This window comes from Flavobacterium niveum, assembly GCF_055231775.1.
Map to the genome: position 1 here is coordinate 61,588 of NZ_JBUYSX010000004.1, position 16,216 is coordinate 77,803.

At 44.9% G+C, this 16,216-nt stretch carries 11 protein-coding genes; 6 read left to right on the plus strand and 5 right to left on the minus strand.

Features of this window, described 5'->3' with window-relative positions; translation table 11 throughout:
• The first annotated feature begins 8 nt into the window (after positions 1-8).
• Positions 9-4,412 (plus strand): Ig-like domain-containing protein, encoded by a 4,404-nt coding sequence (locus ACZIX4_RS10980; RefSeq protein ID WP_463335685.1) that lies wholly within the window; start codon positions 9-11, stop codon positions 4,410-4,412.
• 256 nt (positions 4,413-4,668) lie between these two features.
• Positions 4,669-4,794 carry a hypothetical protein gene (locus ACZIX4_RS10985; RefSeq protein ID WP_463335686.1) on the plus strand — a complete coding sequence of 42 codons (126 nt, stop codon included), beginning with the start codon at positions 4,669-4,671 and terminating at the stop codon, positions 4,792-4,794.
• Positions 4,795-5,012: 218 nt separating this feature from the next.
• On the opposite strand, the gene ACZIX4_RS10990 is transcribed toward ACZIX4_RS10985, so the two are convergent.
• The 4 genes from ACZIX4_RS10990 to ACZIX4_RS11005 form a co-directional block, all read right to left on the minus strand.
• A complete protein-coding gene (locus tag ACZIX4_RS10990) occupies positions 5,013-5,477 on the minus strand; it encodes a nucleoside deaminase (protein WP_463335687.1) in 465 nt (154 codons plus the stop codon).
• Between the two features lie 81 nt (positions 5,478-5,558).
• Positions 5,559-6,383: an amidohydrolase family protein gene (locus ACZIX4_RS10995; protein ID WP_463335688.1), complete on the minus strand. Its 825-nt coding sequence runs from the start codon at positions 6,381-6,383 to the stop codon at positions 5,559-5,561.
• 33 nt (positions 6,384-6,416) lie between these two features.
• The gene (locus ACZIX4_RS11000) at positions 6,417-6,746 is read right to left on the minus strand and encodes an L-rhamnose mutarotase (RefSeq protein ID WP_463335689.1); all 330 of its coding nucleotides are present in this window, start codon (positions 6,744-6,746) and stop codon (positions 6,417-6,419) included.
• A 135-nt stretch (positions 6,747-6,881) separates the two neighbouring features.
• Entirely contained in the window at positions 6,882-7,748 is an 867-nt protein-coding gene (locus tag ACZIX4_RS11005) for an AraC family transcriptional regulator (RefSeq protein WP_463335690.1), read from the minus strand.
• 219 nt (positions 7,749-7,967) lie between these two features.
• Between ACZIX4_RS11005 and ACZIX4_RS11010 the strand changes: the two genes are divergently transcribed.
• The 3 genes from ACZIX4_RS11010 to ACZIX4_RS11020 all read left to right on the plus strand — a co-directional run bounded on the left by ACZIX4_RS11010 (position 7,968) and on the right by ACZIX4_RS11020 (position 13,341).
• Positions 7,968-8,981 carry a zinc-binding alcohol dehydrogenase family protein gene (locus ACZIX4_RS11010; RefSeq protein WP_463335691.1) on the plus strand — a complete coding sequence of 338 codons (1,014 nt, stop codon included), beginning with the start codon at positions 7,968-7,970 and terminating at the stop codon, positions 8,979-8,981.
• Positions 8,982-8,993: 12 nt separating this feature from the next.
• A complete protein-coding gene (locus ACZIX4_RS11015; RefSeq protein WP_463335692.1) occupies positions 8,994-10,442 on the plus strand; it encodes a tagaturonate reductase in 1,449 nt (482 codons plus the stop codon).
• A 460-nt stretch (positions 10,443-10,902) separates the two neighbouring features.
• Positions 10,903-13,341: a glycoside hydrolase family 95 protein gene (locus ACZIX4_RS11020; RefSeq protein ID WP_463335693.1), complete on the plus strand. Its 2,439-nt coding sequence runs from the start codon at positions 10,903-10,905 to the stop codon at positions 13,339-13,341.
• 166 nt (positions 13,342-13,507) lie between these two features.
• Here ACZIX4_RS11020 and ACZIX4_RS11025 read toward each other — a convergent pair whose 3' ends face one another.
• Positions 13,508-14,728, minus strand: coding sequence for a hypothetical protein (locus ACZIX4_RS11025; RefSeq protein WP_463335694.1), 1,221 nt, complete (start codon positions 14,726-14,728; stop codon positions 13,508-13,510).
• A 123-nt stretch (positions 14,729-14,851) separates the two neighbouring features.
• Here ACZIX4_RS11025 and ACZIX4_RS11030 point away from each other — a divergent pair, with 123 nt between their 5' ends.
• Positions 14,852-16,165, plus strand: coding sequence for an HTTM domain-containing protein (locus tag ACZIX4_RS11030; protein ID WP_463335695.1), 1,314 nt, complete (start codon positions 14,852-14,854; stop codon positions 16,163-16,165).
• The last annotated feature ends 51 nt before the right edge of the window (positions 16,166-16,216 follow it).

Here is a 16,216-nt window from a genome sequence, read left to right on the forward strand (position 1 = left end):
TCACATTTATGAAAAACAACTCACGATTACATCGTGTAACTAACAGGTACAAAGGCTACATACAACTGGCCTTGGTGTGCTTTTTTGTGATGTTACAGGTGCAGAAAACGGCTGCCCAGTGCACCGGTGCAGAACCGGGCCCCAACACGGGCGATACAAGCTGCATTACCCTTACCTATATGGGCGAGGAGGTAACCTATACCACCGTGCGTGGCGCCGATGGCAAAATATGGTTACAGCAAAACCTGGGCAGTACGGCAGTTGCCGGTGCTGTGGCAGATGAAAATGCTTATGGCGACCTTTACCAATGGGGACGCTGGGCAGACGGCCACCAGAAGCGTATTTCGGCTACGGGTGTTGCACCTGCGCCAAACAACCCTGCGGGGCTAACAAATACAACTGATTATTATGTTATAGGAAGCAGTACAGACTCTTGGTGGTCCGGTAATCAGCTTACCGATACATGGACGGGCGCTACAATAGTAGACGCGAGCGATGTTAACGGCTGCGACCCTTGCAAAGCGTTATTAGGACAGGGCTGGAAACTGCCTACACAGGCGGATTGGGAAGCTATTGTAACAGCAGAAAACATTACAAACCCGGCTTCGGCTTTTGCAAGCTCGCTTAAACTAACAGGTAATGGTTACAGGAGCAATACTACCGGTGGCTTTACCTATGTTGGTACACGTGGCTACTACTGGAGTTCGACTACATCAAGCACCGGCGCGAAATATCTGTATGTGGGTACTACAATTGCCAATGCGGGTGCAGGTGCCCCACGCGGGCAGGGTGCTGCCATAAGGTGCCTGAAAGCACAGCAGGTTACTGCGGTGCAATCGGTTGAAGTAGCGGTACAGGGAGGTGCCCAACCTACAATCACTACCGTAGGGGGTACGCTGCAATTAACAGCTGCGGTAGCACCGTCTACTGCTAACCAGGGCGTTACATGGAGTGTTGCATCGGGCAATGCATTTGCATCTGTTGACGCAAACGGCCTTGTTACGGCAATTGCTAACGGAACCGTTACCATCCGTGCCACATCGGTACAGGATACCACTAAATATGACGACACAGAAATTACCGTTGCCATTCCGGAACCAACGTATTGCGATGCATACTTTATTAACGGCTGTGCTGATTATGTGTACATATCGGGAGTAGCTACTACCGGCGGAACCACCAACATAGGCAATACAAGTACAGGCTGCAGCAACGACAATTCACTTGCCGGTTATGCCAATTATACGGCACAATCGGTTACTGCGGCCCAGGGCAGCAGCGTAGGCTTTACCATGAATTTCAATACTACCTCGCTGGGTACTTCATACCTTTCAGCCTGGGTAGACTGGAACCATGATTTTACCTTCTCAGATAACGAGCAGGTATACACCTCTTCAGGTGAGGAACCAAATACGCTTAACTTTACGGTTAACGTGCCTCAGGATGCTGCTATAGGTGCCACGAGGATCCGCCTTAAAGTGGTTATCGGCTGGATAGGCAGCGGAGCATGCGGGTACAACTCTTTTGGCGAGGTTGAAGATTATACTTTCAACATCACAGAAGTACCGGCGGTAACGGCTGTTGCGGTAACAACGCAAAACAACGTCCCTGCTGAAATTACCACCGAAAACGGCACGCTGCAACTGGTAGCTACGGTAACCCCGTCTAATGCGAGCCAAAGCGTTACATGGAGCATTACATCGGGTAGTGCATTTGCCACTGTTGATGCCAACGGCCTTATAACTGCAACGGCTAATGGTACGGTTACCGTACGCGCTACATCGGTAGCTGATACAACAAAGTATAGCGAACTGACTGTTGTTGTTAATATTGTACCGACATGTCCTTCGCTTACTGATTTATACGAAAACTTCGATACCCTTTCATGCTGTGCTATGGGTGTAGTACCTGAGTGCTGGGATAGCATCCTGCTTGGCGGTGCCAGCCAGATTATCTCAAGCACACAGCCTGCTTCGGGTACCAGCCAAATTTATATGAACGGCTATGGTGCGGGTAAAATAGCCATTGTGGTATTGCCGCATTTCAGCAATGTTAATGCCGGTACACACCAGTTCAGGTTTAAAGCCAAAGCAAACAGTGGGCCTGGCGCATTAGATTTCGGTTACATTACCGATACTGCCGATGCCTCAACGTTTGTAGTGTTGCAAAACCTTACCATCAGCAACAGCAACTATGCAAGTACTGATGCAGAAAAGATACTTACAGTACCAAATACAGTCCCTGCCAATGCCAGGCTTGCACTAAGGAACCCGGGCACCACTTGGGCGGGTATGTATTGGGATGATGTATATTGGGAACCAATAACTGTAATTGGCGTTTCAGTAGCCACACAAAATAACGTGCCTGCTGAAATCACCACTGAAAATGGTACGCTGCAGTTAACCGCTATGGTGACACCTTCTAACGCAAATCAAAGTGTTACATGGAGCATTACATCAGGCAGCGAGTTTGCTACGGTTGATGCTAACGGCCTTGTAACTGCAACGGCTAATGGTACGGTTACCGTGCGTGCTACATCGGTATCTGATACAACAAAGTACGGCGAACTGGCTGTGGTTATCAACGCGGAACCTGCCTGTCCTTCGCTTACTGATTTATACGAAAACTTTGATACCCTTTCATGCTGTGCTATGGGGCTTGTACCGGAGTGCTGGGATAGCATCCTGCTTGGCGGTGCCAGCCAGATCATTTCGAGCACACAACCGGCTTCAGGTACCAGCCAGATTTATATGACCGGTTATGGTGTGGGCAAAATAGCCATTGTAGTATTGCCACATTTCAGCAATGTTAATACCGGTACACACCAGTTCAGGTTTAAGGCCAAAGTAAATAGCTCTGAGGGTGCATTAGATTTTGGTTATATTACCGATACTGCCGATGCCTCTACGTTTGTGGTGTTACAAACCCTTACCATCAGCAACAACAACTACGGCAGTGACGATGCGGAAAGGATACTTACAGTGCCAAATACGGTTCCTGCCAATGCAAGGCTTGCACTAAGGAACCCAGGCACTACATGGGCGGGTCTGTATTGGGATGATGTATATTGGGAACCAATAACTGTAATTGGCGTTTCAGTAGCTACACAAAACAACGTGCCAGCTGAAATCACTACACAGAATGGTACGCTGCAATTAACAGCTATGGTAACCCCATCAAACGTTAGCCAAAACGTAACATGGAGTATTACTTCGGGCGGTGAGTTTGCAAGTATTGATGCCAATGGCCTTGTAACAGCTATAGCCAACGGTACGGTTACAGTACGCGCTACATCGGTACAAGACCCTACAAAATATGATGATATTGAAATCACGATAAACTATACAGTTGCCGTGGAAAGTGTTGTGGTTACTGTTGAAAATGATGGAGAAGCTACTATCACAACAGAGAACGGTACACTGCAACTTATTGCAACCATAACCCCAGATGATGCTACCAACCAGGAAGTTACCTGGAGCATTACATCGGGTAGTGCGTTTGCTACGGTTGATGCCAACGGCCTTGTAACAGCAACGGCTAACGGTACGGTTACAGTGCGTGCTATATCGGTATCAGATCCTACAAAATACGATGAAATTGAGATTGTTATAAACTACACAATTGCAGTTGAAAGCGTTGTGGTTACTGTTGAAAATGATGCAGAAGCTACCATTACTACTGAAAACGGTACGCTGCAACTTATTGCAACCGTAACCCCTGATGATGCTACTAACCAGGAAGTAACCTGGAGTATTGTTTCGGGAAGTGAGTTTGCTACTGTTGATGCAAACGGCCTTGTAACGGCTGTTGCTAACGGTACAGTTACGGTACGCACTACATCGGTATCTGACCCTACAAAGTATGATGAAATCGAGGTTGTTATAAACTACACAGTTGCCGTGGAAAGCGTTGTAGTTACTGTTGAAAATGATGCAGAAGCTACCATTACCACAGAAAACGGTACACTGCAACTAATCGCAACCATAACCCCTGATGATGCTACCAACCAGGAAGTAACATGGAGTATTGTTTCGGGAGATGCATTTGCTACTGTTGACCAAAACGGCCTTGTAACGGCTGTTGCTAACGGTACGGTTACCGTTCGTGCTACATCAGTGTCAGACCCAACAAAATACGACGATATTGAAATTATTATCGATATCGAAGGCCTTGGCGTAGGAGATGTTACTAAGGGAACCTTCAGTATTTACCCTAACCCGGTAGCGGGCAACCTTACTATAGCATCTGGCCAGCAGATAAATGCCGTTAAGGTTTATAACCAGATAGGGCAGTTAATTAAAACGGGCAAAACCAACATTGTCGACTTTTCAGGATTTGCACAAGGCGTATACATTGTGGAAGCAGAGTTCAGCAATGGAACCAAAGCAGTGCAAAAAGTAATAAAGAATTAAAGTAAGTAGTTAAGTTTAGTTTAGTTTTTCCAGGCAGCGGGTGAAAACCCCCGCTGCCTTTTTTTATGGTTATATGAACGAACTTCTGAATTGGTAAGGACGGCCTATCATTTTGATATGATATTTATAACCAAACAGATTGTTTTGAAAAATATCCTTTGTAAATCAAGGTGTTATATGTTGCTTGTTTTTGGTATGCGTTTTGGTTAGTATGATAAATCCCGCAAAAGGATTTTTTAACTAAAGTATAAGAATCATGAAAAAATTGATTTCTAAAGCGGTAAAAATTTCAGCTATAGCACTTACCGCAATAGTTGGTTTTGTAACCATGTGTGCCCTGATTTTCTTTGCCATGGTGCATGTCCTGCCAAATCACGGTTAGGCAGGATAAACGTAATATTTAAGTAAACATGAAAACACACAAGAAACTAAAAGCCAACTTTTTTGCCGTCCTTGATAAGGCAGACAATTCGTTAAAACAAAAGAACAGGATAATTGCAGCTATTGAAATCGCAGCGGTTTGTATCGTAGGGCTAATGTTATTAAGGTATATTGCTTCTTGATGGTCTTGTTAATGGTAAGAAGTTAAAAACAATGTAATCAATACTTCACTTTGTCGTCTTTTTCCTGCCATAGCTTAAAAGCTTTAATAGCTTCTTCGGGCATAAACTGTACTGCCGGTATGGCGCGTTCGCCAGGTGTTTTATCTATTTCATCATAAATAAAGGAGTCGTCAAAGCCTATGTTTTTGGCATCGGTCTTGGTATTGCCGTAGTATATTTTGCCAATCCTCGCCCAGTAAATCGCCGAGAGGCACATGGGGCAGGGTTCGCATGAGGTGTATATTTCGCAACCGCTCAGGTCAAACGTATCCAATGCAGAGCAGGCTTCGCGTATGGCGGTAACCTCGGCGTGTGCCGTAGGGTCGTTTGTAAGGGTAACACGGTTGTTGCCCACTGCTACTATTTTGTTTTCTTTAACTATTACCGCCCCAAAAGGCCCGCCACCCAGGGCTACGTTATCTTCGGCCCTTTTTATGGCCTGTAGCATAAAATCCTTTTCCATCTTTGTTGTTTTGGTCCTGTAACAAAAATAGCAGGTTTTGTGTACCGTGAGGGCAATTGCACTTTAAATAACGGTAATTTTTTACAGCTTATAAAAGCGTACGGCATTGCCATAAAGTATATTTTCCTGCTCGGTGGGGGTAAACTGCGCAATATAGTTTTTTATAAGGCCAAGCCACTGGGTGTAGGTGCCGGCCAGCTGTACCACAGGCCAGTCACTGCCGAAAACCACACGGTTTGTGCCGAAACTTTCTATCACCACATCCAGGCAATGCAGTAGCTGCGACTCATTGCAGTTGTGCCAATGGTCTTCGGTAAGCAACCCCGACAGCTTGCAGTAAATGTTTGGGTTTTGTGCCAATGTTTTTATCTCGTTTTTCCAGTCGGTTATATCATTATCGCGTAGGGCTGGCTTGGCGCAATGGTCCAGTATAAAGGACTGGTTGGGTAGTTTTTCGCTCAGGGTAATGGCATCGGTAAGCTGGTGCCCGAAGATGAGTATGTCGTACGTAAAGCCGTGTTTGCCTGTTTGTACTATACCATTCAGTACAGCATCGCGAAGCAAAAAGCCCTGCGGCTCTCCCTGTGCCACATGGCGGAAACCTTTCAGCTTGGGATGTGCTTTATACTGTTCGAGCGCTTCCTCAATATCAGGGGAGGCAAGGTCGGTCCAACCCACTACACCTTTTATGAAATCATTTTCGGCAGCCAGTTGCAGCAAAAAAAGGTTTTCTTCGGGGCTTTGGTCGGCCTGGACGGCCACACAGCCCGCCACACCGTTTTCCGAAAATACCTGCATGGCATCTTCCGGTAAAAAATCGCGCTGTATTACCTTCATGTTGTCGGTTATCCAGGCATCTTTTACAGGGTGGTATTTCCAGAAATGTACATGCGAATCTATAATCATGGCAACAGGGTTTCGGTTAAAGCAAAGAAAATATTACAGTGAAAAAATCTTGTCCATCAGTATCCATTTTTCACCTGGTTTGGCATGGGGCAGCGCACGCTGGTAGTCCCACATCAGCTGTTCCCATTCCTGTATCTTGGGGTTGGCGGCATCGGCAGCAGCTTTCGCGTCAAACGAAAACGTATCGTTTACCTCCATTATCATGAACAGGCGGTTGCCGGTGCGGTATATTTCCATGTTTTCTACGCCGGCACCTGTAATGCTTTGCAGTATTTCGGGCCACACGGCTTTATGGTAGTTTTCATATTCGGCTATAAGGGCAGGGTCGTCAGCAAGGTCCAGCGCCAGGCAGTATTTTTTCATAAAAGTGGATTATTAATGCCATCAAAGTTACTATAACGTTTGATGCTTTTACAAAAGAATGCAAAAGTGTGCAGTAAAAACTAAGGTAAATTATTAAAATGATAAGCGATATTATCCCTTTGGGATTTATCTCCCTTACTTATTATGCACCTTCAGGTACTTAAGCGGGGTGCTGCCGGTTATGGACTTAAAGCACAGGTGGAAGCTCGCAAAATTGTTAAACCCTGATTCGTAGCATATTTCCTTTACGCTCATGCTGTTTTCTATCAGCAGCCTGCAGGCATTGCCTATGCGTATTTCATTGATGAATGCCGAATAAGTCTTTCCGGTTTTCGCCTTAAAGAATTTACAGAAGGCGGGTTTACTCATTTTGGCTACCCCGGCTATTTCGTCCAGGTCTATACGGCGCTTGTAGTGGTTTAGCGTATAGTTAAAAATAGCCTGTATACGGTCGCGTTCTGCTTCCTGGAAATATCCCTGGAACCCTACCGATGCCAGTAGCTCTTTATCTTCAGTCTCACTTATTTCCAGCAGGGCATCCATAAGGTTGAGTATTTTGCGGTGGTCGCTGCCGTTTACAATCTCTTCTATAGTAGCCGCCAGCCGTGTGCCGTTACTGCCCGATAGCTGTATGCCGCGCCGCGCCTTTTCTATAACACGTTGCAGTTCGGTATTTTCCGGCAGCTTTAAAAAATCATCACCCCAAAAATGGTTGGAAAAATGGATGACGTATACCTCTATTGGGTTACTTTCTATATTTTCAAAATACTGCGGGGCATATTCCCAGAAGTGGGGCAGGTTACTGCCTACCAGCACAATATTCCCTTCGCTAAACGGCCTTATGTCATCGCCTATAAACTGCGTACCGTTACCCTTTTTTATGTATATAAGTTCCAGCTCGGCATGGTAGTGCCAAATGTTGTTTATATCGGGCTTGCGGTCGGCCCGGGCACTAAAGGAGCGTGCCGAGTTAGCGGTTATTTTCAGTAAAAGCGGTTTCACTAATTAGGGTCGTTTACATCAAAATTAATGTATTTTATCTTTATGGTAGTGCTTTAGTTTATGGTTTGATAATATAGCTTATTAATTGGACAATTACCCAAAATTTTAGCACATGCAATTGCCCTTACTTTGTGTCTTATCAAGCACTAAAAAGATTATAATTGCCGGGCAAAGAGACCGGTATAAAAGTATAATCACCTAAAAATACTATTTAAATCAATGAAATACATAGTATGCGAAGAGCCGTACAGGCTTTTACTGAAAGACAAGCCCGCACCGCTGCCTAAGCCCGGCGAAGCATTGCTGAAGCTGAAAATGGCGGGAATTTGTGGCACTGATATCCATGCCTATGAGGGTACGCAGCCTTTCTTTGAATATCCCAGGATATTAGGGCATGAACTGGCTGCCGAATATGTAAGCGGCAATGTACCCGGCATAAACCCCGGCGATAAGGTTACGGTAATACCGTACTTTCACTGTGGCAGCTGCGTTGCCTGCCGTAGCGGATATACCAACTGCTGCGAAAAAATACGTGTTTTCGGGGTACATATAGACGGAGGCATGAGTGAGTACATCACGGTGCCTGAAGGCTATGTGATAAACGGGCAGGGGCTGTCTTACGAGCAACTTGTGGTGGCAGAGCCTCTGGCTATAGCTGCCCACGGTATACGAAGAGCCGGCGTTACTACAAACGATACGGTGCTGGTTATGGGTATAGGCCCCATAGGCGCAGGCCTTATTGCATTTGCCAAAATAGCCGGAGCCAAAAAAATCATAGCGCTGGACCTTAACGATTACCGCCTCGGTTATGCTGTTGATATACTGGGTGCCGATGCTGCCATAAATCCGCTGAATACCGATGTGATTACAGCCTTAAAAGAAATTACCGATGGCGATATGCCTACTGTGGTTATTGATGCCACGGGTAATAAAAAAGCCATGAACGAGGCCTTTTCGTATATGGCACACGGAGGACGCTACGTACTGGTGGGGCTGCAAAAAGACAAACTGAGCTTTAGCCACCCCGAATTCCATAAGCGGGAAAGCACGCTGATGAGCAGCCGTAATGCGACCGATGCCGATTTCAATTTTGTTATCGACTGCCTGAGGTCGGGGCGTATCGATGTTTCTACCTACATTACCCACAGGCTGGGTTTTGAAGAACTTCCGCAGGCCTTTGAAACACTTATGGACAGCAGCCAGAATGTGCTGAAAGCGGTAATAGAATTTTAATACCCATTTTACATGCAGCAATTAAACAGGGAAACGGTACCCACCGGTACATTACCCATAAAAGTAATACAGTTTGGTGATGGTAATTTCCTGAGGGGATTTGCCGGTTATGTTATTGAACGCCTTAATGAAAAAGGCTATGGCGGGGGAGTAGCGGTAATTAAAAACCGCCCCGGTGCCGGTATGGAAACCCTTATAGGGCAGCAGGGGCTTTTTACCCTGTTTACCGAAGGTATAGAAAACGGGCAGGCGGTACGTAAAAAGCAGCTGGTACACTGCCTGCAACAGTGTATTAACCCATACGAAGATTACGATGCCTACCTGGCACTGGCCGAAGGCGAAGCGCTAAAAGTAGTGGTGTCTAATACTACCGAGGCAGGTATTTATTTTGATGTAAATGATAATGCGGTAAGCACAGGCCCGCACCGCAGTTTTCCGGCGAAACTTACGGCATTGCTCTATAGGCGGTTCAACCATTTTAAGGGAGATGAAAGCAAGGGGCTTATCGTTTTGCCCTGCGAGCTGATAGAAAACAACGGCGATATACTGAAAGATATAGTACTGCAATATGCCCGTTTGTGGCAGCTGGGCGATGCCTTTGTAGATTGGGTAAACCATAGCAGCAGTTTCCACAATACGCTTGTAGACCGTATAGTTTCGGGTTACCCTAAAAATAATGCGGAGCAGTATACTTCGCAATTGCAGTATACCGACAACCTTATCACCATCTGCGAGCCTTACCTGTTTTGGGCCATACAGGCTGATGATATGCTTACGCAACACTTCCCGTTACAGGAATCGGGCGAGAATATTTTAATTACAACTAATATTACACCCTACCGCACCCGTAAGGTACGCATACTGAACGGTGCCCATACACTGCTGGCGCAGGTGTCGTTACTGGCGGGCAATGCCACAGTGGGGGAGAGCACGGAAGATACGTTTTGCCAAAGCTTTTTAACCGAAGCGCTTAACGATGAAATACTGCCCACCATACCGCTGCCGTATAACGAATGCGTAGCCTATACCGTAGAGGTATTGGACCGTTTCCGGAACCCGTACCTGAAGCATTACCTTGTTGATATAGCGCTGAACTCGGTATCGAAATTCAGGGCGAGGCTGCTACCGGTCATGGCCGATTATTATACGGCCAATGGTGTACTGCCACAACACATGGTGTTTGCATTGGGGTGCCTTATCTGTGCGTATAAGAGCGACGGTAAGGACAACCTACCCGCACCGCGCGATGAGGATAAGGTGCTTGGTATATTCAGGCAGGCATGGCAGCAACAAGATGCCGAAGCTGTAGTGAATTATATACTACAGAATATCGACTTTACAGGCGGTGTATTGCCTGTAGAACAGCTTGGTACGCAATTGGGCCTTGCCGTAAATGCAATTACCAGTCATGGTATTAAAGACGGTTTTTTACAGTTTAAAGAAACTCTTGTAGGGATTTAGAAATTAAATAATGTATAGGTGTGTTATAGTGAAAATTATTCCTTCATACAATCGGCTTCGACAGGCTCAGCCTGACTGTATGAAGGAATAATTTTTGAGCGAAATTGAAGTGAATAATAGTCACGCTGAGCTTATCGAAGCGGGCTATTATTCACTTCAATTTCGCAGGTATAGTTCCGGATATTTATATTACGATTTTAAATAATGTGTTTGCCTTTCTTCGGGTGTGCCTTAGCGGGCACACCTTTTTTTGTGAAATAAAATTATCATTTCACATTCTAAAATGTTTTCAAAATAGTAAAAACGAAAAAAAATCGCCTTTTTTTTAAATGTTGAATAATTTCACTTAATAATTGGATAATATTCCAAAATTTTAAAGTCGCTGATTCCACTTAATTTGTATTTTATATTAGTGTTTCAAGAGTCTCTTATTATGTGTAAAAAATTATTGTGCGCCCTATTGCTGCTATTTACTTTCAATAGTATTTTGGCACAGCAATCCCTCCTTTATTATATCAAACCTGCGCAAACCTGGTTTGAGGCATTGCCATTGGGTAACGGCAGGTTAGGCGCTATGGTTTATGGTAACCCGGTTAACGAAACCATACAGCTTAATGAAAGCACCATTTGGGCAGGTGGCCCATACCGTAATGATAACCCTAAAATGGCTGCTTCGCGTACCGTTATACAAAAACTGATTTTTGAGGGGAAATACGCTGAAGCCGAAGAGTTGGCTTTAAAAGACATGATAAGCCAGGGAGCGCAGGGTATGCCTTACCAGACAGCGGGGGAGCTTAAGCTGGATTTTAAGGGGTACGAACATTTTACAGATTATAAGAGGGAACTCAGCCTTGACAATGCAGTTGCCACTACAACATATAAAGTTGGCAATGTAAACTACAAACAGGAGGTTTTCAGTTCGTTTACCGACCAGGTTATTGTTGTGAAAATTTCTTCAGATGAAAAAGGGGCATTGGGCTTTACAGCTACCCTCAGCCGAGATGAAAGCACCAGCTTAAAAACCGATGCAGACAATGTGCTAATAATGACGGGTATTACTTCAAACCATGAAGGCGTAAAAGGGCAGGTGAAATTTGAAACACAGGTGAAAATTGTACCGGAAGGCGGAACCCTTACAACCAACGGTAAATCGCTTGAGGTTTCCGGTGCCACATCGGCTACAATTTATATTTCTATCGGGACCAACTTTAAATCGTACAAAGATATTTCGGCAAACGAACACAAGGCTGCTTCAAAATATTTATCGAAAGCCGCAGGTAAAAGCTATAAGAAACTGAAATCGGCACATATTAAATACTACCAAAATATGTTTTCAAGGGTTGCGCTTAACCTTGGGGTTACGGAGCAGTCTGCAAAACCTACCGATGTACGTATCAGGGAATTTAGCAGCAGCAACGACCCGCAGCTTGTGGCGCTGTATTTCCAGTTCGGGCGCTACCTGCTTATCAGTTCGTCCCAACCCGGGGGTCAGCCTTCCACATTACAGGGCTTATGGAATAACGAATTGCAGCCCGCATGGGACAGTAAGTATACCATAAACATCAATACTGAAATGAATTACTGGCCTGCTGAGGTTACTAATCTGCCCGAAACCCACCAGCCGTTAGTAAGCATGATTCGTGAGCTTTCGGAATCAGGACAGGAAACGGCAAAAACCATGTACAACAGCAGGGGGTGGATGGCGCACCATAATACCGATATTTGGCGAATGACCGGCGCTATAGATGGCCCCACCGGTATATGGCCTATGGGTTCGGCATGGCTTTCACAGCATCTTTGGGAACGATACCTTTACAGTGGTGACAAAAAATACCTGGAATCAGTGTACCCTATCCTTAAAGAGGCTTCAAGGTTTTACCTTGATGTGCTTGTTGAAGACCCCGGACACAAATGGCTGGTGGTTTCTCCTTCAATCTCACCTGAAAACGCACCGTATTCTGTCCGAAAAAAATGGACGGTTATTGCATCCGGCACCACCCACGATAACCAATTGTTGTTTGACCTGTTTACCAAGACTGCTTTGGCAGCAAAAATTTTAAATACCGATGCAGGGTTTATAAGTGAAGTGGAAAATGCCAGGCAAAGGCTTGCACCCATGCAGATAGGCCGCTTCGGGCAATTACAGGAGTGGATGGAAGACTGGGATAACCCCGATGACCACCACAGGCATGTGTCTCACATGTACGGGCTTTTCCCGTCAAACCAAATATCCCCGTACCATACCCCGCAGCTTTTTAATGCCGTGCGTACTTCGCTTATCCATAGGGGCGACCCTTCTACAGGATGGTCCATGAACTGGAAAATAAACCTCTGGGCAAGGCTACAGGACGGTAACCATGCGCTAAACCTGATAAAGAACCAGATAGTGCCGGCACCGCTACCGGTACACGGAGAGTTTCCGGACAGTGGCGGTACTTACCCTAATATGCTCGATGCCTGCCCGCCATTCCAGATTGACGGTAATTTCGGTTTTACATCGGGTGTGGCAGAAATGCTTTTACAAAGCCATGACGGGGCCATACAGCCGCTTCCGGCATTGCCAACAGATTGGGCAGAAGGCAGTGTTAAGGGACTTCGCGCCAGGGGTGGTTTTGAAATTTTAGAGATGGACTGGAAAGACGGCAAGCTTACCCGCCTGAAAATAAAGTCGGGGCTTGGCGGCAATTGCCGTATACGGTACGTGCAGCCGCTTAAAGCATCATTAGGAGCTAAAGAGGTGGCAGGCGGTGCTAACCCCAACCCGTTTTATGTAATCCCTACCATCCCTGAACCAATTATACATAACGAAAAAACACAAACAACTACAGGAGTAGCAAAAACCTATGAGTATGATATTGAAACAACCGAGGGTTCGGTTTTTGAAATCTGGCCTCAATGATATTTGATACTATACACCCCGGATGCTGATGCCCTGAAAGTGCAACTGCCTTCGGGGGTTAACAAATCGGCTATTTCTTATGTGCTGAAAATAGAATATTAAACCGGCTTTTGTAGCTGATAGAGGGCTTCTTTCGGGGAGCCCTTTTTTATTGTTCTTCAGATTGCTATTGCCTGTACCAGGTTACGCTGCCGTTTGCATAATGCCCTATGGCATTTTCGGTAAGGAAAACAAAATTGTCAGGCCCTGTAAAAGTAAACTGCATTACATTCATGCGGTAGCCTACAGAGGTTGCCATGCCGTAGTTCCAGTATATTTTTGGTTTGCATATCAGTTCTTTACTGTATTGGCCGGTATTATCTCGGTGTAAGCGAAAAAAGCCTTCACTGCTATAGTAGTAAAAGTATTTATCGTAAGGGTTATATGCTGCTGGGCCTATATATTCTTCCAGTATAGGCATCCTTAAATCGGCATCGTATTTCAGCAAATGTGGCAAGTCAATAAAGCTGTACTTCTCTTTTTTTATTTTTTCGCCAATGGTAATACTGCCACTTATAAAAAAATGCATCATACTTTGGGTTATGATAATATCACCAGCTTCATTTTCTGCTACACCTTTAATATGTCCAACAGATAGTGCTTCATTCAATAAGGTATTCGAAACCGGTGATTGTTGTACGTTATACCTTTTCTGCTGAGAAGCTATGTATGCTTCAGATGAAAAGTAGAGCGAGTCTTTTTCTAAACGTTTTTTATTCTCTTTATCAATTTTACGTAATTCCCTTCTAAAATTCCTTGATGCCTTGTTACTTGCTTTTTCATATTCATGATAGCGTAAAGTATTGGTGTTGAATAACACATTAGCACTGCCAAATTCACCATAATCCTGGAATATCCACAAATATCCATAGCTGTCTAAATAGGTAAAATCTGGATTAGGCAAAGGCAATCCGCGTACCCTTTTCATACCATATAGGTCTGAAGTGTTTGCAGGTGTAAATGTCTTTTCTTTGTAGAATACTCCTTCCGTAGTAAATAGCAAAGGATTGTTTTCTTTATCAAAAAGCAATTTATAAGTTTCTTTATCGGGTAAATTATGGATTTTCTTAGAGGAGTTTTGTGTCAGGGTATGTAAACCTTCTTTTTCTTTTACAAAGCAAAACCCTCCGTTCCTGTCTTGTGCTATAGCCTGCACGTTTTTAGAAACTATAGTATGCAGTGTATCGGCGCCGATAACCCATTGGTGCAATTCGCCTGTGTTACTTAATGCATACAAGGTGTCGTGCAGTACCTGCATGTCGGTATATATAACGGGTGGGGGTGGCACTGTGTTTTGTGCGAAAAACAATTGTGCCTGTAAAAGTAATAATAGGGTTATCTGTTTCATAACTAAAAGGTTGGTGTACTATAAAGGTAGGTTTTTTTGCCTGTGTTTTAGTGGTGCTGAAAAATATTTATCATGTTAAATGCATAAAACCTATACATTTGGTGCATTAAAACCAAACCTGTTTTGAACCTGCTTAAAAAACTCAATACCCCTGTAGATAACGGTGCGCTGGTGCTGTTCCGTGTGCTGTTTGGCCTGTTGCTGGCCTGGCAGGCAGTGCTGTCTGTGTCTACCGACTGGGTGTACGAGAATTTTATCAGGCCGAAGTTTACCTTTTCGCATATCGGCATGGAGTGGCTGCAGCCGCTGCCCGGTAACGGCATGTACTGGTACTTTTGGGTTATGGCGGCTTTAGGTGTTTTTATTGCCATAGGGTTGTGGTACAGGCTCAGTATGCTGGCCTATGCCGTGTTGTGGACGGGGGTGTACTTTATGCAGAAAACATCGTACAACAACCACTACTACCTGCTTATGCTACTGTGCTACATTATGGCGCTGCTGCCAGCTAACGCCTATGCATCGGTAGATGTAAAAATAAAGCCGTCACTAAAAAGCAGTACCATGCCTGTGTGGTGCCGCTACGTTATAATACTACAAGTAGGCATCGTGTACTTCTATGCATCAATTGCCAAGCTCTACCCTGAGTGGCTGGACGGAACCTTTACCTCAGGCATACTGAACAAAGCTGCACGCCATTATGGCATAGCCTTTTTCCGGGAAAAGTGGATGCACATCTTTTTGGCGTATGCCGGTATCATATTCGATTTTTGTATAGTCCCTGCCATGCTCTACCGCAAAACACGGCCTTATGCGGTTACTGCTGCGTTTATTTTCCATTTGTTCAATTCGGCAACGCTGCACATCGGTATCTTCCCGTATTTGTCTTTGGCGCTGCTGCTGTTTTTTATCCCTGCCGAAAGGATTACCAAAATTTGCTTCCCAAAGAAGAACCTGCTTCCCGAACCTATTTCGCGCCCAACATACACCTGGTGGCCTTATGTGTTTGTACCGTATTTTATTTTTCAGGTACTGATGCCGCTGCGTCACCACCTTATTAAAGGAGATGTGATATGGACGGAGGAGGGGCACCGTCTCAGCTGGCGGATGATGTTGCGCAGGCGTACCGGATATGCGGAATTTAAAATCCGGGATAAAAAAACCGGCAAAACATGGCTGTACGATACCGATGCCGTACTTACCCCACTGCAAAAACGGAATATGCAAACCAAACCCGATATGTTGTGGCAGATGGCGCAATATATTAAGCACGAATACAGCGAAAAAGGAATTGATGTCGCCATTTTTATCACTGCAAAAACATCGGTAAACCACCAAACTTCGTATCTGCTTATCGACCCGAAAGTGGACATGGCGGCTGCCAAATGGGATTATTACTGGCACAATGACTGGATTTTAACCTACGAAGGACTCAAATAAAATCTGTTAAAAAAATCCAAAAATTAACTTGCCCGAGTTAATATTAATTTC